This is a genomic window from Synechococcus sp. PCC 7502 (genome assembly GCF_000317085.1).
GTDB lineage: Bacteria > Cyanobacteriota > Cyanobacteriia > Pseudanabaenales > Pseudanabaenaceae > PCC-7502.
Genome location: NC_019702.1, coordinates 990,672 through 1,010,326, shown reverse-complemented (window position 1 = coordinate 1,010,326; position 19,655 = coordinate 990,672). Strand labels below are relative to the sequence as shown.

Here is a 19,655-nt window from a genome sequence, read left to right as displayed (position 1 = left end):
TAGCGAAACCTAACATATTTGCACTATTAGATCAAGTTTTTACCCCGCTATTTTGAGAATACTTTTTCTCCGCTTTCTATTTTGGAAAGATTTTTCTTTAATTTTTGTTTAAACTTCTCTAAAGTTAGATGCAAATCAAAAGCTAGATGTAAATCAAAAGTTATCAATGATAGTCTTGCAACTGCTATCTTAATCTATAGATATAGCCTATCTTAAATCCCCTAAAGTAAGCATAAAGATCATTAATCCAAAGTGCAGAAATCTCCTGATTACTACAAAATTTTGGGTATTAGACCAAAGGCTACGGCTGAAGAGATAAAAGCTGCCTATCGTGCCTTAGCTCGGCAATATCATCCCGATCTCAATCCCCACGACTCTACATCTGCGGATAAGTTTCGTGTGATTAATGAGGCATATACAGTACTATCTGACCAGCAAAGACGATCGCAGTACGATGGTACAAATTTTGATCTAAATACTACTAATAGTTCTAATAGCTCTAACCGCAAAGGTGCGGAAATATATTACAGTCAAGGGCTAAAGAAATCTCAAAATGGCAATTATCAAGATGCGATCAAAGACTATAACCAAGCGATCGCCCTCAATAAAAATTATGCGGATGCCTACAATAAACGTGGACTTTGTTATTACAAGCTAGGGGCATTATCTGAGGCAGTTATTGATTTTGGGAAAGCGATTAATCTCAACTCTAATATGGCTGAGGCTTACTATAATCGGGGTCTTGCTAAATTAAAACTAGGCTATGCCCACGGTGCGATCGAAGACTACACCCATGCCCTAAATCTTAGATATAATTACGGACAGGCATTTTATCGGCGCGGTATTGCCCATGCTCAACTTAATAATAGACAAGCAGCGATCGCCGACCTAGGTAAAGCCTCGCAAATTTTTACACAACAGGGAGATACTGAAAACCACAAATTAACTGTGGAAGAAATTAGAAAAGTAAGTAATCATTTTCAGGTCAGGCATTTTCACAATTTTAATAATTTATGGACAGATGTGGTGCTTAGCTTAGTTGTAGTGACTGTGAACCCGATCGGTAGAATGCGCTCTATGTATCTGAGGCTCACGGGTAATCGGGCTATTTATGTGGGAATTATTTTTGCCCTAATTTTTAATCTATGCTTTGCCGTTGGTAATTACATTAGCCTCCGCCAAGTTGCCCAGTATGTGAAAGTCTCATTTCCAATTTTGCTGGCGATCGGAGCAATTGCTTGGTTAAGTCTTCTTCTATCTGGATTTATCCTCCGCAATATTTTTCAAGGTAAAGGTAATTGGGTTAGTGATCTGTTTTTAGCAGGGGTAGGACTTTTACCCATTGGTTATCTAAGCTTGGTGGGGGCGTTAATTACACTCATAGAAATTAGTAATTTTCATTTTTACCTAGCACTAGTAATAGTGGGATTATGCTATCTTGTCTTAACTCTGTACAGTGGTTGTCATCAGATTTTAGGTATCTCCGAATCTTTAGCGACCTTGGCAGTGCCTTTCATCATTTTAATTAGTAGTTTTTGTCTAGGAGTTACAGTTCCACCCTTAATTGCCATAGGGCTTGCAACTGTTTAGAGCTTCTTAGGGCTGATGATGGACTAACTATAAATTTATTGATGATCTTACAAAATTAAAAGTTTTAATCTAAAACCCTTAGAGTCATAGGCTTATGTGTGGAATAGTTGGCTATATAGGCGATCGCGGTGCGGTAGAAGTCTTAATTTCAGGACTACGCAAATTAGAATATCGGGGTTATGACTCCGCAGGGATAGCAGCCATTTCGACTAATTCTAAGGAGTTATTAAGAGTAAGAGCTAAAGGCAAATTAAGTAATCTTGAAGAAAAATTAACTACCGAACCAAATTGTGTAAGTGCTAAAACTGGAATTGGACATACACGCTGGGCAACCCACGGTAAACCTGAAGAACATAATGCCCATCCCCACACCGATAATACAGGTTCCTTGGCTGTCGTCCAAAATGGCATCATCGAAAACTATCATGCTCTGCGCCTAGAGTTAAAATATCTGGGGCATGAATTTGTGAGTGAAACCGATACGGAGGTAATCCCCCATTTAATTTCCGAATTTTTACGGGGCAATACCCTACTTGAAGCGGTCAGACTGGCGGTGGGTAAGTTACAAGGGGCATTTGCGATCGCTGTAATTTCTGCTGAATACCCCGATGAATTAATTGTTGTGCGGCAACAGGCACCTTTAGTTATTGGCATTGGGAAAGATGAAAACTTCTTTGCTTCTGATACTCCCGCCCTGATTGCCTATACAAATGTGGTTATGGCTTTAGATAATGGCGAAATTGGCAGAATCACCCGTCGTGGTGTGGAAATTTATAACTTTAATGGCGATCGGCAAAAACGTGGTGTTCAAACCCTCAGTTGGAATCCCGTTATGGTGGAAAAGCAAGGCTTTCGTCACTATATGCTCAAGGAAATTCACGAACAGCCGGGCGTAATTCGGGCAGGTTTGGCGAAGTTTGTCACTGAAACCAATGAAATTAACTTGGGCTTAAAACTAGAATCTAGTCTCAAAGACCTAACTAATATTCAAATTCTAGCCTGTGGTACCAGTTGGCACGCTGCTTTAGTTGGTAAATATTTACTAGAGCAACTAGTTGGTATTCCTACCACAGTTAACTATGCGTCTGAGTATCGCTATGCGGCTCCACCTATTATTCCTAATACCCTTGTTATTGGTGTAACCCAATCGGGAGAGACGGCAGATACCCTAGCCGCACTAGAATTGGCTAAATCAAGGGGCGATCGCACCCTAGGGATTACTAATCGTCCTGAAAGTTCCATTGGTCGCCTTGCCGATCAAGTTTTAGATACCCAAGCAGGTATAGAAATTGGCGTAGCCGCAACTAAAACCTTTGTGGCGCAACTATTAGTCTTCTATGTATTAGCACTGGAGTTAGGTAAGATTAGGCGATCGCTCACCCCAGAGAAAATCTCCACAATTATTGAAGGACTGCGCCAACTACCAGCCCAAATTGAGCGAATTTTAGAAAGTCAAGAACGCTACATTGAAAACCTAGCACATAGATTTAGCCATGCCCATGACATTATTTATTTAGGTAGAGGCATTAATTTCCCCATTGCCCTCGAAGGAGCATTAAAACTGAAGGAAATTAGTTATATCCATGCTGAAGGCTATCCTGCAGGTGAAATGAAACATGGACCGATCGCCCTACTTGACGAAAACGTACCTGTAATTACGATCGCCACACCGGGTAATGTCTATGAAAAAGTATTATCCAACGCGCAAGAGGCAAAGGCACGGGATGCCCAATTAATTGGTGTTGCTCCTATGGATGATCCAGTCGCCGTAGAAACCTTTGATCATCTTCTGCCCATCCCCATTGTTGAAGAAATCCTCTCGCCTATTCTCACCGTAATTCCCTTACAACTCTTTGCTTATCACATTGCTGCCCATCGTGGCTTGGATGTGGATCAGCCTAGAAACCTAGCAAAATCTGTCACGGTAGAATAGGCTTAGCATTTTAGAATCATTGGGCAAATTATTAGGCGGTGGATTGTCATAGATTGCCATCAAGATAGCTTAAGGATTTCCGCCGTCAAAGCTAAACTTTCCTCATATAGCACCTCTCTGCCCCAGCGTTGTAATTGCTGACTGAGCAGAAGATTTGCACTTTGATCAGAAAGGGGAGATACCTGATAAGTCTGGATACTCTGTGCGCCCGCCTCCATCCGCATACAGCCCATGGATTCCGAACAGAATACATTAGAAATTTCCGCATCAGGATCGGTAGAGGTTAATTTTAGTCCGACTAAATCGCCTTCCACATCACCAACATCACCAACGGGAATTGCTGCTAGTTCAGCTTGAACATCCAGATTATTGCGTCCAATAAACCTAATTTTTTGAATGTTATAATCCCCCCCTTCTTTAACCAAAGATATTGGCTGCCAATCTAAGCGGCTCGCCAACCAGCCTAAAAACATTAAAGCTTGGGTACTATTACCCTTTTCATAGTCAATGGTGACTCGATCTACCTTCCATGCTCCGGGACGGCGGTCGGGAGAGTCAAAGGCTTGGGCTGTCAGTTCTTGCCAAGGAGCTAAGCGTCGCCAATTTAAATCAGCAACTTGGGCATGATTATTAATCAATTCATACATTTTTAATAAATCCGCTTCCGAGTCCTTGAAAAATGCCGAATCAAAAATCATGCGATCGCTCAAATTGGTTAAGCGCTCAAACATCTTCGTATAGGGAGCGGGACTATCTTTCCACCAGACAAACGTAGGCAAATCAGGAATCACCAAATCTGATAATAGGGGATGAATCCGACTAAAAGCCTCCCTAGTTCCCCTGAGGGTAATATATTCACCGCAAATTAAAGAACTAGAAGTTTTCTGAATAGGGCAGTAGGCAGCAACTTGGGCAGTAATACCCTCATCTTCCCCAGAGATCGGACAAAGGTCGATCACCCTACAGGGATTTTGACTAGATATGGTATCAATCGAAACCAACCTTGCCCCAACTTCATTTTCAGGCTCATAAACCAATAGGTTAAAAGTTGTTGCCCTAGCGGCAGCCGTGTCACCATAGGATTGCCAAATTTTGCTAAGTTCAAGCTCAATCTGGGATAGAGATACATCTTTTGGTGCTTGTAGAGATAAAACTGATGCTGACTGCATAAAACCTCCTCGTTTTACTCGTTTTATTTTATAAGTGAACTACTACAATCTTCGCCATTGTCGACCGTCACGATTGAGCATAATATCCGCCTCTAGGGGGCCCCAAGAACCTGCTTGATACTGGGGAATTAGGGTTGGATCGCTGGGTTGATCCCACACCGAAAGTGCAGGCGTAACAACTTTCCACGCCGCTTCCACCTCATCACCACGGGTAAATAAAGTTTGATCTCCCAACATACAGTCTAGCAATAGTCGCTCATAGGAATCAGAACCCTCAACTCCAAAGGTTTTACCATAGCCAAAGTCCATTTCCACCGATCGCGATCGCAAATCCGCACCGGGCATCTTAGCCTCAAATCTCAAAGCTATACCTTCATTGGGTTGAATCCTCAGAGCGAGAATATTAGGACTAACCTGCTTTGCCGCCGACTGAAATAGTGTTAGAGGTACATCTCGAAATTGGATCGCAATCTCACTTACTTTTTTAGGCATCCGTTTGCCTGTGCGTAAATAAAATGGCACACCTTGCCAACGCCAATTATCCACAAAGAATTTCATTGCCACATAGGTAGGAACCGTGGACTCAGGATTAACATTGGGTTCGGTGCGATAGGCAGGCACAGGCTTACCCTTAATTGCTCCGACTCCATACTGGGCGCGAATTCCTGAAAAAGTTAAATCACGGCTATCAGATAAGCGGGTAGATTGAATTACTTTTACCTTCTCATTACGCAATGAATCAGCATCCATAGTATTAGGAGGCTCCATAGCAGTTAAGCAAAAAAGCTGCATAAGGTGGTTTTGCAACATATCCCGTAATGCGCCCGAACTTTCATAGTATCCCGCTCGATCCTCTACACCCACTGTCTCAGCAACGGTAATTTGAATATGATCGACAAACTGGCGATTCCATAGCGGCTCAAAAATAGCATTGGCAAAGCGCAAAACCAAGAGATTCTGCACAGTTTCTTTGCCAAGATAATGATCAATCCGATAAACTTGGCTTTCATTACAAACCCTCTGCACCACCTGATTAAGCTCTTGACATGAGGCTAAGTCTCGACCAAAGGGCTTTTCAATTACTAATCTAGTTTTAAGTGCATCCTTAATCATGCCTGCTGTTCCCAGTTGATTAATTGCTTCAGGGAAAAATTTTGGTGCTACAGCTAGATAAAAAACTCGATTTCCTCTAGTGCCACGCTTTTGATCAATCTCCGTAAGTAGGGCATTAAGCTTTTGATAATCATCGGGGTTATCCATATCGGCGGCACAGTAAAATAACCCTTGCTCAAAGTTTTCCCATAGAGGTTCCGCCCCAATACCATCAGAAAACTGCTCTATGCCTTCCCGCATCTGCTGACGGAAATAATCATGACTCCAAGGTCGTCGTGCCACCCCCACAATAGTTAACTCCGCAGGTAATCGACGTTGTTGCTTGAGGTGATAAATAGCTGGTACTAACTTCCGAGCAGTTAAGTCTCCCGATGCCCCAAATATCACCAAAATCAAAGGTTCAGGAGTTCTTTCCTGCTGTAGCCCAACACGTAAAGGATTTTCTAGTATTTGTACCATAGGAGCTGAGTCATTATTATGTTAACTATGATTGATGTTAAATATGACACCAGCATTTTAGCTAAACCTTAATGATCCCTGAATTTAACCCTTTTTTTCTTTAGCTTTTATAATTTTGCTTAACTTATAAAATAATTTCACCAAATAATTTTATAAGTTAAGCAAAACAGTTAGCCAAAATAAATACAAACTAGATCAAATTTAATCTAGCAACTTTTGGAAATTCGGTTTATACTAGAAAGCCTGTAAAAATATCAATTATCAAGGAACATCATGTCTCGATACCGAGGACCGCGCCTCAGAATTGTACGAAGACTGGGAGAGCTACCCGGTCTCAGCCGTAAGCAACCTAAACATGCCTATCCACCTGGACAACATGGGCAAGAACGTAAGAAAAAATCCGAGTATGGCGTCCGCCTAGAAGAAAAGCAGAAACTACGCTTTAACTATGGCTTAACTGAAAGACAACTCCTACGCTATGTGCGTCAAGCTCGTAGGGTTAAAGGTTCCACAGGTTTAGTCCTGTTGCAACTTTTAGAAATGCGCCTAGATAATACTGTGTTTAGAACTGGCATGGCACCAACAATTCCTGCGGCTCGTCAATTGGTTCGTCATGGGCATATCACCATCAATGGTAAGGTTGTATCGATTCCCAGCTATGGTTGTCGTCCTGGTGAAGTTCTCGGTGTTAAGGATTCCGAAAAATCTCGTAAATTGGTTGAGCAGAACTTAGAATTTCCCGGGCTAGCTAATACCCCTAGCCATCTCGAATTTGAGAAGGCAAAATTAACTGCCAAGATCAATGGAGTTGTTGAACGGGAGTGGATTGCCCTTCAAGTCAATGAACTACTTGTGGTTGAATACTATTCACGTCAAGCCTAGTCCTAATTTTCTATACAGTTAGCTACTTAACAAGCTCTTCAGCCCCTATACTGCTAACTATGCAGGCAAATACCTTACAACTTCCTCAACCATCTATTGAGCTACAACTGCCCCAAACTCAGGGGTGTTCACCAGCTATACGTGTAGATTTGGATCATTTACTTTTGGCGATCGAAGCCATTGATTTACAGGCGACAGAAGTAATTCTTGAGTTGGTGGAGCAGTTGGCTTTAAATGACGTAATTCCTAATCGAGTTAGTCTTTGGCGGATGCGTAACACAAATCCCTATAGACGTAACTACCAGAGGGGTACTATGACTTGGCAAGAAGCAAAAGCTATAGTTGTAATTATTTGTCATATTGCCAGAAGAATTAATACGCACCTGCGATTGTTAGTCATTACAAGTTACCAAGCCAGTGAAAACAAAATTGAGCCTCTAGGATTACAAAATAATCTCGGTTATTTAAATGCCTACTTACACCAGTTTCATGATTTGTTCCTAAGTAGAATGCGATCGCCATCTATACTTAATGATCAACAAATCCAAGACCTAGGAACCCATCTATTAACTCAGTTATTATTCTGTAGTGGTAGTTTAGGAGAGCAGAGACTTTGGAGTAATTTAATTGGTTCTAAAAAGTAATTGATCCTAAAAATGAACTATGCCTATTCAACGCCTCTATAGCTTACCTAGTTGTACTCTGCAAATTGAAGGTATAAGCGCAGAGGTAGGAAACAAATTATCGATTTTAACTGGGTTTGAGTTTAAATTTCACCATAACGGTACCAAGGTTACAGGGGGAAGAGATTTACTAGAGAGTCTAATTAGATCTACAAGCACCTATGTTCAGGCTTTACAAGCAGCAATTCCCACTACAGTTGACGATCAGTCAGTGCGTCTAGAAGTTGTTGGAGACTACTTACACAAACTCTCTATTAAATCCAGCGATCTAAATCAGCCTGTAGAAATCAGTTTGGATACTGTACAACTATTTGATTTAACTGAAAGTATTGATCAACTTTGCACTGATCCCCAAGTTATGCTTGATCTAAAAGTTGTGATTGAGCCTGTGGCACATTCCTCCAAGTCTTCAGTTGCGGTTTTACCAGCATTTATAGGAGTTAGCACCTTAGCGATCGCCTCAGCTATTTTACTTCTAATTCCCCCTCCCAAACCACCTACTCTTAAACCTCAACCACAATCTAGCAGCTTAAACATAAACCATGTAATAGCATCAAATCAGATATTTTAAAGCTCGGTAAATTGGGCGGGCATACGTTGACTATGTATACTATTTAAGATTTCTATACAGCCTAGTTTTGTCCAGAGAAAATTATGCAAAAATAAAAAACAGTGCCAGTTCAACATTAGGCTAGTTGCTGCTATTATGTCGATAGATGATAAATTCTTTATAAATTTATAGATTCTATTATCTAAAACTTATGATCTAAAACTTCTAAAACTATAGTTGTTCCATCAAAGTTTAAATACTATTCACAGTGGTATAGAGTGTTTTGTCATGTCTAATCCTCAAGAAGAAATACTTCAAAGTATTCTAGATCAGCAAATGTCTCGTGCCTCAGAATCTGCGCCTGTGAACGTTCCTGCGGAAGGTCAGGTAGTAAAGGATGCCTCCTTACTAACTTTACTAGCAGCTATGAGAGTAATTGTCCGTTCCACAGGTATTCTGCAGATTGAAACTCCATACCATAAGTGGAAAATACTTATGAAAATGGGGGGACTTGTGCTTATGGAAGAGGAAGGGCAAGTTATGCAAACCCTAACTCGTAAGTTTGCGAATGCGGGAATGCAGTTTGCAAGATTACCTGAATGGGATCAAAAGCAAAGTACTAAACCATATTCTTATCCTTTCATTACCCAAGTCTTTAAACGCTATCCCGAGCCAACCAAAGCTGTTCTTAAGGAAGTTTTACTGGAAAGTATGTTGGCTCTGCACCTTGAGGATAGGTTTTCGTTTGTGTGGCGTCCAATTAATGGATTAAACTCCAATCTACCCGTATGGCAGCTTCCTCTATTAGAGACTAAAGCAAGTAGCGAAGCGAAGCAATGGCTCCAATTTCAATGTGTTAAGCATCCTTATCAAACCGTGCAGTTAATAGATGCCGCCAATATGTTAGCTAGGGTTGGTAACGATAATTTTCCAATGTTTGCTAAGGTTACTACGGGTCAGCATCGGATTTGCGAAATTGCCGACAGCTTTAAGCAACCTATTTATCGCAGTGCTTTGTTATTAGATAAACTGGCACAGAAAAATATAGTTTCTATATTGCCTTTACCAGAACGGGAGTCACCCGATAGCCTTACTAGCGTTGTACCCGATATTATCCGTACCGATACAATTGCAGGAAAACCCAGTGTATTTGTGGTGGATGACTCGCCAGTTTTATTACGTCAGTTTAGAGATTTGCTCACAGGTTGGGGTTATCAAGTTAATCTAACTGATGATGCTACCAATGCTACCCAGATGATATTAGCCCATAACCCTTCAGTGGTATTTCTGGATATAAATATGCCGGGGTTAAATGGGTTTGAGTTAATTAAACAGATTCGGCGACAACCAACCTTAGCCTCAACTCCTTTGGTTATGGTAACGGCAGAAAATAGTATGACCAATAGTTTTAGAGCCAAGTGGGCAAGTTGCAGGTTTATTGCAAAACCCAGAACTTCTGAAGATACGGAATCATTCCGCGAACAGCTGCGATCACTCCTAAGAGAGGTTGCACCTTTACCTTCGGATGTACTTGTGTGATTAGTTTAGTTCAATAAATTTTGTAAGACATTAAGCGAATTATATGGTGGGCAACTTTTTAATAATTGATGACAGTGCGGCTGAAAGACATTTACTGAGGTCTTTACTCCAAGACTTAGGACATGATGTTGATGTATGTGAAAGCACAGAGGGGGCTTTGGACAAAATTGTTCAAGGTAACTATAAGGCTGTGTTTTTAGATGTGGTCATGCCAGACCTAGATGGTTACAAGTTTCTCAGAAAAATTCGTTCTACACCTGAAACAGCAAATCAGTACGTCATTTTTAGCTCTACTAAACGCACCAAACTAGAGATGGATTATGGAATTAAAAAAGCTGGAGCCGATGACTATTTACCAAAACCTGTAAGCCGTGAGGCACTTGTTGAAGCATTAGACAAAGTCAAATGATCACCCAAGATTCCCTACCCTCCTATAGTCGCTACGTTCTTGCTAGCTTAGATCATCTGCAGTTGGTTTTCCCTGATGTGTTTGTGGCAGAGATCATGATTGTTGAACGCTCTGAACTCTTGCCTATCCCATTTTTTAATCCCTCAATTCTGGGTTTAGTTCAACAGCAGGGAGTAATCACGCCTTTGGTTTCTTTGAAGCGGGCTTTACAGGGAATTAAAGCTCTAGTGCCTGAAAAAATTACTGTGGTTAGACTATCAGAGGAATTAGAAGAAATAGCTGGAGCGGGCTTGGTTGTTGATCGAGTTATTAGTAGTGTTACCTCGGATCAGTATTTGCAATTAAGCTCTGAGGTCAAGCAATCTGAATACCTAAGGTTGGAAGGTTTATTAACCCGTTTAGGGGAAACATTATGGGAGCCGTTGCGATGGCATCCGTTATCTTAGCCTATCTTAAGGTTCTAAAGGTCAAGCCAATTATTATTAACTAGTTGAGGTGTTATGTCATTTGGTAAAGCGTCTTCTCTCAATAGCCGATCTCAGAAAGCCACAGGAAACCCTACTATTCCCATAATGTCTTCTTTGGGTTCAAGGCTGTTTATTTACGTTCTGGGAAGTGCTTTATTAGGACTAGCAGGACTATCTTACTTCTTTTACCATGAGTTAGTCAGTGGTGCCAAGCGTGAAATTGAGCAGAAGGTATATACCGAAGTCAATGGGATTGAGTCTAAGTTATTAACTGTTAACCAGTCCGTACTGGCATTGGGTTCTGCCACAAAGTCTCTCAAGCAAGCTAATGTTAAAGATGCAGACTTGTATAAACAATTGGTACTAGAGCAGTTCCGAAATGTTGGGTTAGCCTATGCTATGGGTCTTGCCCAATCACCCAATCAGTTAGTTCCTAATCGCAAATTTTATTATCCTTATTTTAGTAGAGGAGTAGATAAGGATGATATTAAATACGCAGACCTTGCCACTTTATACTCGGGCAATAGCCTTGCGGAGAAAGGAGAATTTAGTCAGAAAATTAGTTCCAAAGAACCGATTTGGCTAGAACCCTTTACTTTTAATGACGCTAATACTAACAGCAGCATAATTATGACCTCATTTATTTCTCCCTTAAATGATCAAGCAGGAGAAAAGATTGGTCTAGCTATTGCCGATGTTACCTTATCTAGCCTTTCCCAAGCAGTAAAAACTAAGGTTCTAAATAATAACGGCTCCTTTTTAATTTTAAGCTCCCAAGGTTATCTATTGGCATCACCAGATTTATCTAAATCAGATACTATCAAGGGTTACAGGGCAATTCCTGAGATTAGTCAAATTTGGGATCGCATCCAATCTGAGCCTGCTGGATTAATTGAATCAGGCGGAGATTTCTGGGCTTTTCGGCGCATACCTTCAACTAAATGGTTATTACTGGCTCAAGTTCCCCAGTCATCGGTTTTAACCCCAATTTTTGTCGGTGTTCTCCTAGCTTCTATGAGTGTGGCAGCGTTATTAGGTGTTGTTGTATTTATATTTGTGCGGCAGCTTAATAATCGCCTTAAACCGATCTTAGATGAATGTGAAAAAATATCGGAACAGAGGGGGGAGGCTTCCATTGAGGATGAGCGGAATCAAGATGAAATTGATCAGTTATCTAAGTCTTTTTACAAGCTGATTAATCAAATTGCTAGAAACGAGCAGAAAATTAGAGAAGAGGTATCGGCAGCAGTACAGGCTCAGGAAAGATTAAACCAAGCCAGACAATCGCAGGCAGAAGCAGAGTTCCTAGAAGATGAGGTTGGGGGCTTGCTAGATGTGGTATCGGCAATGGAAGAGGGTGACTTAACAATGGAGGCAGAGGTTAGTGATCGCGCCACAGGTCTAGTAGCTGATACTTTGAATCGGTTGAGGGAGCAGTTAGCAGAAATTATTGCCCGTGTATTAGGTACAACTCAGCAGGTGGTGCATGGAGCAGAAGATTTACAGAAATTAGCAAGGGTCGTGGCAGACAATACGGTGGAGCAGGCTCAATCTGTAGCTCAGGGTGTGTCTTTAACGGAGGAAGTGGCGATCGCAGCCCAAGATTCAGCAACTAAAGCTAGTGCCGCCAACCAATCTCTACTCACAGCGCAATCTACGGTGGAAGAAGGACAGGTGGCAATTAACACCCTAACCGAAGGAATTTCAGTTCTGCAAAAGGGCTCAGCCCAGATTGTCCAAAAAATGAAAACCCTGGGTGAGTTTGTGGGGTTAGCAGAACAATTTGTGCAGGATCAAGGGCAAATCGCTTCCTTAACTCAGGTACTGGCAATTAATGCTACTCTGGTTGCGGCACGGGCGGCGGAACAAAGAGACCCTAAGCAATTTATTGGTGTAGCACGGGAATTTGAAGCGATCGCTGGACAGGTAAATAATCTAGCGAATCAGACCAACGAGGGGCTAGCAATTCTGCAACAACGGACAGCCCAAATCCAATCTGTAGTAAGTGCGATCGATTCCGAAGTGCAAAGCTTGGGTGGACTAGTGGAAGGCTTTAACTCTGGGGTTGAACAATCGCAAAAGGCATTTTATGACATTCAAAAAGTGACTGAGTTGGTGGTAAATGCAGGTCAGAGTATTACTGAGTCTAGTGTTAAGATTGCTGATGCTGCTGAAACTACGGTGCAGTACATGAGTGAAATCGATAAATTAGCTACCCAAACTGCGGATTTAACCCGAAGCACTAGTTTACAAGCAGAACAAATGGGTGCTTTAGCACGGAAATTACTGGCAGGTATTCAATTCTTCCGTTTGCCAGACTCTTTGTTATTGAGCTTGGGGGATACAGGGATCACGCCTAGGCTAGAGGTGCAAACCCTTGACATTGAGTCAATACCCAATCTTGAAGATTTCAACACAGGAGACGAAGATCATGGGTAAGCGTATTCAATCTGCTGGGGTTAATATTTTTCAAAATCGGTTGATCGGCACTAAGTTAAATATAGCCTTGGGTGTTGCTGGTGTATTAACTTTGCTGGGAATAAGTTTGGCGGGATTAGTAGCTGAACATCGCCAGTGGGAGCAGTTAGAAAATCAGGAAAAATCTAAACTAGCAACTTTAGCTGAAGGCTTTAATCAAACTTCTTCTCCTATTACAATTTCAAGGGATAAACTACCTGATAGCTCAGAGTTATCCAGCCTGAGGGGCGACTCTAAATCTGTTTTGATAGTGGATCAATCGGCAAATGTCACTGCAAGTTTGGGTACTGTGCCAGTTGGGAGTAAGTTTGATCCCAGTGGGCTTGTGAGTAAGGCGCTCGCTTCGGGTACTCGAATTAGTGTGACTGATTTGACCTCCGAGAATAGTTTAGTGAATTACACAGTTACCCCGATTAAAAATCAAAATATTTTGGGGGCAATTGTGGGGATTAAACCCGTGGACACTCAAGCTTCTACGGCGGGAATTAGTAAAGCTTTGCTTGAATTTACAGCGATCGCCACCCCCAATGATCTAGCCAATCCTAAACTTAGCCCTACCTTCCCCATCAAGATTGCTAAAGAGGCTTCGAGCAAAACTACTGTAGAAGAGTTCAAAATTGAGGGACAGTCTTTCTTAATTGCAGGCGCACCAATTCTTAATTATGCAGGTAAGCCCATAGCCGTATTTATCCATGGACATAAATATCAACCTCCTTTAATTTTTGTGCAGGTAATTGGCATCGGCTTCATATTTCTCATAATTGGCTACGTTTTTGCCCTATCAATTGTGACGGAAATCATTAAATCAATTCAAAAATTAGAACGCTCAGCTAGGGAATATAGTCGGGGCAATTTAACAACTCCAATTAAGGTATCTACCCAAGATGAAATTGGCACCTTAGCTAACCTATTTAATAATCTGATTGCTAAGCTCCAAAACAGCGAAATTGAGCAGGCGGAGGCTAGGGCACAGGTTCAGGCGCAGACCATAGAACTAGAGGATGAAGTTGGTGATCTTTTAGATGTGGTATCTGATTTGGAATCTGGAAACCTAACTGTACAGGCACAGGTGACTGATCAAGCTACGGGGCTAGTGGCAGATACGCTGAATCGCTTGATTGAACAATTGGCAAACATCATGTCCACGGTGTTAAGTACCGCCCAGCAAGTAACTCAAGGTGCAGATAGTCTGGAACAACTGGCGACTTCTGTAACTCAAAATGCCCAACTTCAGTCTGAGTCTGTAGCTCAAGCTACCAAGGAAATTGAAAATATTAATCAGTTAGCCACCACTGCCTCCGAAGAAGCGATCGCCGCAAATATTGCCGTTAAATCAGCCCAGTCTGCAGTGTCATTGGGGCAGGAAGAAATTACGAAGCTGAATAATTCCATTGCCCTATTACAGGAGGGAACCACCCAAATTGTGCAAAGGTTAAAAACCCTCGGTGAGTTTGTGGACTTGGCAAAACAGTTTGTGCAGGATCAAAAACGCCTATCCTCCCTAACCCAAGTGGTGGCGATGAACGCTTCCATGATTGCTGCCCGTGCCGTGGAACAAAAAGAGCCAGATCAGTTTGCTAGTGTTGCCCGTGAATTTGAAGCAATCGCCTCTCAGGTAAATAACTTGGCGACTCAAACCAGTCAGGGATTAGTAGTGCTACAGCAACGCACGGGATTTATTGAAATTGTGGTATCGGGGATTAGTCAAGATATTAAGGATGTGACCGACTATGTGAGCGAGTTTACCACTGGAGTTGAGCAATCAAGTCAGGCTTTTAAGGATATTAAAGATGTAACTGAGCAGGTAGCAGCCTTGGGAGATAGTGTTTTGCAATCGAGTCAAGAAATTGCTGTTGCTGTGCAAAGCGGTGTAGATTCGATCCAAGAAATTGCAGCCTTGGCACAACGTTCCGCTAGTCAATCTAATTTAACTCTTGAGCGATCGGCACAGATGGGGCAATTGGCAAGAAGACTGTTAAATGATGTACGCTTTTTTCAATTACCAGCGGATAAGATTCCCCAAAACTTTCTATTTGCTAGCACCAACGATAACTTAAAAGAAGGAGATAATTGATTTAGATTAGCTTTTAGATCAACAAAGAAAATGGGAAAAAGGATGGAAAAGTTAACTGAAAGACAATCAAAAAACGAGCAACGCTTTAATATCTATTATAGTAGCCAGTCTTTAATAACTAATTTAATACCTAATTAAGTACAGTTAAAAATCAAATTAAGCTAGGAAAGTTTAATTTCTTAGTTATTCTATTCGTAAATCAGATCAGCCCCTACGTTAAACCTTTACCAAACCAATGCTGAATACTGCCGAAGATCAACTCCAACAGGAATTGCGTACCCTATTTGATTTAGATACTCAAAAGTATTTGCAGTTGTACATCAGTACTGCCCAAAACCTTAGTGAGGACTCGTGGAAACATGATATTCAGGAGATTTATCGCTGCGTTCACACCATTAAAGGAGGAGCAGTTACGGTCGGTGCCGAGGCAATTTTAGAAGTTTCTACAGTTTTAGAGGATTTACTGTCAGATTTACGTTACTTAGATGATGCCCCCAGTCTTAGCGATCGCCAACTGCAAGAGATTCTAGTAGAAGCAGGTGAACTGTTAACAGCTAGCCTTGAATTATCAAGTAACGATTCCGCCACAGCTTTGGCAGACAGGATTTTGGCAATGCGATCGCTACTCCAAGCCACCTACCTTCCCAACTGGAGCGATCAAGACCAATTACATCAAGAATTTGCCGAACAGGGCTTTGATTTGGTGGTGTTAGAGCTAGATATGGCGATTGAGCAGCTTAGTCCTAACAGTATTGTCACATCAGATGTTGTCACTATTGCCGCCGATACCATGATGCAGCTACAGCAGATCGGGGAAGAGATTAACCTGGGGGAGTCTTGGCAAACCTTACTCAGCCAAAGTCAAGCTCTGATTCAAAATCCCAGCAGTGATGTGTGGTTATCTCAATGGTCTGGTTATTTGCGATCACTCAAGGAATGCGCCAAGCATGGGGGCAAAATTCCCGAACTATCTATGCCAATTCATCAACTCGATCAGACGGATCAATCTAATTCATCTAATCAAACTAATCAATTTGAAGATTTTATTACTGAAATTACCGACCAAATTTCTGATATTGCTGAATTTTCGGAACCAGTTGAGCCTTCTGATCCAGTTGATCCTTTAGAGCAAGAGCTACGGAATCTGTTTGACTTAGATACCCAAAACTCCTTACAGCTATATATGGGTACAGTAAAGCAGCTACAGGAGTCCACTTGGCAACAGGACATTCAGCAAATGTATCGTGCCATCCATACGATTAAAGGGGGGGCGGTGACGGTTGGGGCAGAGGCTATTTTGCAGGTATCCACGGTTTTTGAGGATTTACTATCGGATTTGCGTAATGTTGACCCAGTCCCTGACCTTAGCAATGGCTTTTTGCAACAGGTTTTGATTGAGTGCGGTGAGCTTTTAGTTGCCAGCCTTGGTAAATCTGCAGTTCCTACTAGTTCAATTCAAAGAATTTTAGAACTGCAAACCCAAGTTAAAACAAATTACCTAGAAGAGTGGAATGAGCAGAAACAGTTAGCACGGGAATTTGCCGAACAGGGCTTTGATCTGGTGATTTTGGACTTGGAAATGGCGATCGAGCAGTTACCCGAAACTGGTACCGTATCCTCGGAATCCCTTGAGGTTGCAACTATGACCCTGATGCAGCTTCAGGAAATTGGTAATGAAATTGGCTTAGCCACAGATTGGCAAGATTTATTAGCACAAACCCAAACCCTATTAGAAAGTCCTGATTGTGAATTGTGGCGATCGCAATTTATGAATAGACTCAGAACCTTAAAAGAGTACGCCCGCAACGGTGGTAAGGCTCCCCAAATTGCTAAACCAGTAATTACTAAACCACTAACTAATGAACTTGAGTTTACTAATTTAACTGATAATCTGGCTGATGCAACTAATGAAATTGCAGAGATTGAGGATTTACCTAGCTCCTTGGATATAGTCCCTGAGCAGTTTATTCAATACATTCAACCCAAGCGCAAGAAGCCAAAGGAACTAGTAGTATCAGCCGCCGATGTGCAAATTCCCGTACCCCTAGAACGTCTTGATCGCTCTTCTCAGCATTTAGTGGAAACCCTCATGGCAACCCGTGCTACCCAGGGGTTTTATCAACTGGTTTACGATAATCTGCTGCCGATTGTGTCTCTAGCGCAAGATAGCATTCAGTACATTGGGCAGTTGCGGGAAGTTCAAGATGACTATGCTTTAATTGAATCTTCCAAAAATCAAGAATCTCCCGAAGTAGAAAGCTATCGCCAAGGTTACACAGCCATTAACCGTCTTTTAGAAATTAGTTTGCGCTTAACTGAGCTAGGGGCAGAAACAGGGGAATCGGCAAGACGGACAGCAGAAAGCCTACAAAGACTGGAACGCAGTTTACGGGGACTACAACAAACCCTAGAAGAAAGTCGCCTTGTTGCCTTTGAAACTCTAAGTTTTCGGGTACGAGGAATTTTGCGCGATCTGACCACTCGAAATTTAGATAAGCGGGCGCAATTGACAGTAATTGGGGAAAAACTGGAACTAGATGCAGGTACGTTACGGAACCTAGAACCTGTGCTTCTACACCTGATTAGAAATTCCTTTGATCATGGCTTAGAAACCGTGGGTGAAAGGGCTGTACTGGGCAAACCCCAAAAAGGCACAATTACCCTATCTTTAGTCCGTCGTGGTAGTGTGTTTGTCTTGAAAGTTAATGATGATGGTCGAGGTATTGATCCAGAAAAGATTCAGAAAATTGCGATCGCTAAAAATTTACCCTTAACTAATACCGATAATTCTGCGGCTCTGTTAGCAGTTATATGTCAACCTGGATTTACCTCAGCCCAAGTAGTCAGTGATATTTCTGGTCGGGGTGTGGGCATGGATGTGGTTGCTAATCAAATTGAAGCGATCGGAGGGCAGCTAAGCCTTGATACTAAACTGGGAGTGGGGACAACTTTTACGATTCAAATTCCTGTACCCAATTTATTTGTGCGGTGTATGTTGCTCCAGGCAGGCGATCGCATTTTTGGTGTTCCCACCTCTGATATTTTTACGACAATGCTATTGGGGGATTTACTCTGGCAAAAACAGGATTCTGCCCTATATTCGATGACCATTACCGAAGATACTGGGGCTGTACCCGCCCTTGACCTCTATCAATACTGGCAGGGAGAAACATCTAACCGTACCTATTTACCGACTTCTATTGCCGTGCGTACCAAGCGATCGCAGGATACCTTAGGGGTATGGATAATTGCTGATAGTCTAGTGGGGCAGAGCGATTTACTAGTTAACGCTATTCCCAGTCCCTTAACCAGTCCTGTGGGGGTGATGGGCGTAAGTTTACAGTCCGATGGCAAATTAATCCCAATCATAGACCCAGTTTCCTTAATTGATCGACTTTTAAGCTCTACTCAAGGGGCGATCGCGATCCCAACTGTAACTGAGGTTGAAGATATAGCCCGCATTCTCGTTGTAGATGATGCTGCCCTGATGCGCCGCCGCATTGAAAGTAGTCTGAGCAATCAGGGTTATAACATTCATATCTGTAGCGATGGCTTAGAAGCATGGGATTGGATGCAAAATCATGCCCAACCGACTATGCTAATTACCGATATTGAAATGCCAGGGATGGATGGATTTACCCTCATTGACCGTTGCCGCCAAGCAGGAATGAATATGCCGATTATGGTAATCTCTTCTCGTCTAGCGGAAGAGTGGTCAAAGGAAACTAAACGGCTGGGGGCTGATGATTACTTAACCAAAGGCTTTACAACCCCAGAGCTTTTAGCCAAAGTTGCCTCTCTATTAGCTGAAAATTAGCCCGAAATTAGTTCAAAATCGCATAACCACCTAATTATTTATATGCTTCAACCCTTTCGAGCCGTTGCTCCACCGCCCATATACACAGAAAAGGGACTACTTTTACAATCCCAAGACTTAAATCTGGCTTTTAGTGTTGATCTAGTTCAAGAAGTTCTGCTCAAAGCCTCTGTTACCCTTGAATCGGAGCGCAGTATTACTCAGTATCGAACTGAGACTATACCAGTAATATTTGGACGAAAATCCTGTCCACCGACCTCCGAAATTACCCTAGTTCTGATTAAAATTCCTGAAGTTAAAGGTGGTTTAGTAGCGATCGCCTGCACAAATATTCCCAACTTAATTGCGATTAATCCCCTAGACTGGCAAAACATGGAATTTGATACTAGCCCTTGGCAATCGGATGGCAAAGCTTATAACTTTAATGGGGTAATTTACAACCACGTTATTGGTATAGTTAAAAAACCTTAACCCAAAAATCTTACAGAAAAT

Annotated in this window: 14 protein-coding genes; 12 read left to right on the top strand and 2 right to left on the bottom strand. The window is 42.0% G+C overall.

The features are described from left to right. The first annotated feature begins 252 nt into the window (after positions 1 to 252). Positions 253 to 1,590: a J domain-containing protein gene (locus tag SYN7502_RS18125; protein ID WP_015167771.1), complete on the top strand. Its 1,338-nt coding sequence runs from the start codon at positions 253 to 255 to the stop codon at positions 1,588 to 1,590. 94 nt (positions 1,591 to 1,684) lie between these two features. Further along, on the top strand, positions 1,685 to 3,523 hold the full coding sequence (gene glmS / locus SYN7502_RS04890; RefSeq protein ID WP_015167770.1) for a glutamine--fructose-6-phosphate transaminase (isomerizing): 1,839 nt from the start codon (positions 1,685 to 1,687) through the stop codon (positions 3,521 to 3,523). A gap of 59 nt (positions 3,524 to 3,582) precedes the next feature. On the opposite strand, the gene opcA is transcribed toward glmS, so the two are convergent. Further along, positions 3,583 to 4,692, bottom strand: coding sequence for a glucose-6-phosphate dehydrogenase assembly protein OpcA (gene opcA, locus SYN7502_RS04885; RefSeq protein ID WP_015167769.1), 1,110 nt, complete (start codon positions 4,690 to 4,692; stop codon positions 3,583 to 3,585). A 42-nt stretch (positions 4,693 to 4,734) separates the two neighbouring features. Continuing rightward, positions 4,735 to 6,264, bottom strand: a complete 1,530-nt coding sequence (zwf, locus tag SYN7502_RS04880) for a glucose-6-phosphate dehydrogenase (protein ID WP_015167768.1) — start codon at positions 6,262 to 6,264, stop codon at positions 4,735 to 4,737. Positions 6,265 to 6,537: 273 nt separating this feature from the next. On the opposite strand from zwf, the gene rpsD reads away from it, so the two are divergent. The 10 genes from rpsD to SYN7502_RS04830 all read left to right on the top strand — a co-directional run bounded on the left by rpsD (position 6,538) and on the right by SYN7502_RS04830 (position 19,634). Continuing rightward, positions 6,538 to 7,146, top strand: a complete 609-nt coding sequence (gene rpsD / locus SYN7502_RS04875; RefSeq protein ID WP_015167767.1) for a 30S ribosomal protein S4 — start codon at positions 6,538 to 6,540, stop codon at positions 7,144 to 7,146. A gap of 59 nt (positions 7,147 to 7,205) precedes the next feature. Then, the gene (locus tag SYN7502_RS04870) at positions 7,206 to 7,790 is read left to right on the top strand and encodes a DUF3038 domain-containing protein (protein ID WP_015167766.1); all 585 of its coding nucleotides are present in this window, start codon (positions 7,206 to 7,208) and stop codon (positions 7,788 to 7,790) included. Between the two features lie 19 nt (positions 7,791 to 7,809). Continuing rightward, positions 7,810 to 8,400, top strand: coding sequence for a DUF4335 domain-containing protein (locus SYN7502_RS04865; RefSeq protein ID WP_015167765.1), 591 nt, complete (start codon positions 7,810 to 7,812; stop codon positions 8,398 to 8,400). 267 nt (positions 8,401 to 8,667) lie between these two features. Continuing rightward, a complete protein-coding gene (locus tag SYN7502_RS04860; RefSeq protein ID WP_015167764.1) occupies positions 8,668 to 9,918 on the top strand; it encodes a response regulator in 1,251 nt (416 codons plus the stop codon). Between the two features lie 43 nt (positions 9,919 to 9,961). Then, positions 9,962 to 10,327: a response regulator gene (locus SYN7502_RS04855; RefSeq protein WP_015167763.1), complete on the top strand. Its 366-nt coding sequence runs from the start codon at positions 9,962 to 9,964 to the stop codon at positions 10,325 to 10,327. Further along, positions 10,324 to 10,773 carry a chemotaxis protein CheW gene (locus SYN7502_RS04850; RefSeq protein ID WP_015167762.1) on the top strand — a complete coding sequence of 150 codons (450 nt, stop codon included), beginning with the start codon at positions 10,324 to 10,326 and terminating at the stop codon, positions 10,771 to 10,773. The genes SYN7502_RS04855 and SYN7502_RS04850 overlap by 4 nt, the downstream gene beginning before the upstream one ends. A gap of 54 nt (positions 10,774 to 10,827) precedes the next feature. Continuing rightward, positions 10,828 to 13,233, top strand: coding sequence for a methyl-accepting chemotaxis protein (locus SYN7502_RS18120; protein ID WP_015167761.1), 2,406 nt, complete (start codon positions 10,828 to 10,830; stop codon positions 13,231 to 13,233). Next, positions 13,226 to 15,346: a methyl-accepting chemotaxis protein gene (locus tag SYN7502_RS18115; RefSeq protein WP_015167760.1), complete on the top strand. Its 2,121-nt coding sequence runs from the start codon at positions 13,226 to 13,228 to the stop codon at positions 15,344 to 15,346. Before SYN7502_RS18120 ends, SYN7502_RS18115 begins: the two co-directional genes overlap by 8 nt. Positions 15,347 to 15,581: 235 nt before the next feature. Continuing rightward, a complete protein-coding gene (locus SYN7502_RS04835; protein WP_015167759.1) occupies positions 15,582 to 19,163 on the top strand; it encodes a response regulator in 3,582 nt (1,193 codons plus the stop codon). A 42-nt stretch (positions 19,164 to 19,205) separates the two neighbouring features. Beyond that, entirely contained in the window at positions 19,206 to 19,634 is a 429-nt protein-coding gene (locus SYN7502_RS04830) for a hypothetical protein (RefSeq protein ID WP_015167758.1), read from the top strand. The last annotated feature ends 21 nt before the right edge of the window (positions 19,635 to 19,655 follow it).

Coding starts and splice junctions, on each gene's coding strand:
- SYN7502_RS04850 (WP_015167762.1), top strand. CDS start 10,324: ATGATCACCCAAGATTCCCTACCCTCCTATAGTCGCTACGTTCTTGCT.
- SYN7502_RS04855 (WP_015167763.1), top strand. CDS start 9,962: ATGGTGGGCAACTTTTTAATAATTGATGACAGTGCGGCTGAAAGACAT.
- SYN7502_RS18120 (WP_015167761.1), top strand. CDS start 10,828: ATGTCATTTGGTAAAGCGTCTTCTCTCAATAGCCGATCTCAGAAAGCC.
- SYN7502_RS18115 (WP_015167760.1), top strand. CDS start 13,226: ATGGGTAAGCGTATTCAATCTGCTGGGGTTAATATTTTTCAAAATCGG.
- SYN7502_RS04830 (WP_015167758.1), top strand. CDS start 19,206: ATGCTTCAACCCTTTCGAGCCGTTGCTCCACCGCCCATATACACAGAA.
- SYN7502_RS04870 (WP_015167766.1), top strand. CDS start 7,206: ATGCAGGCAAATACCTTACAACTTCCTCAACCATCTATTGAGCTACAA.
- zwf (WP_015167768.1), bottom strand. CDS start 6,264: ATGGTACAAATACTAGAAAATCCTTTACGTGTTGGGCTACAGCAGGAA.
- glmS (WP_015167770.1), top strand. CDS start 1,685: ATGTGTGGAATAGTTGGCTATATAGGCGATCGCGGTGCGGTAGAAGTC.
- rpsD (WP_015167767.1), top strand. CDS start 6,538: ATGTCTCGATACCGAGGACCGCGCCTCAGAATTGTACGAAGACTGGGA.
- SYN7502_RS04865 (WP_015167765.1), top strand. CDS start 7,810: ATGCCTATTCAACGCCTCTATAGCTTACCTAGTTGTACTCTGCAAATT.
- SYN7502_RS04835 (WP_015167759.1), top strand. CDS start 15,582: ATGCTGAATACTGCCGAAGATCAACTCCAACAGGAATTGCGTACCCTA.
- opcA (WP_015167769.1), bottom strand. CDS start 4,692: ATGCAGTCAGCATCAGTTTTATCTCTACAAGCACCAAAAGATGTATCT.
- SYN7502_RS04860 (WP_015167764.1), top strand. CDS start 8,668: ATGTCTAATCCTCAAGAAGAAATACTTCAAAGTATTCTAGATCAGCAA.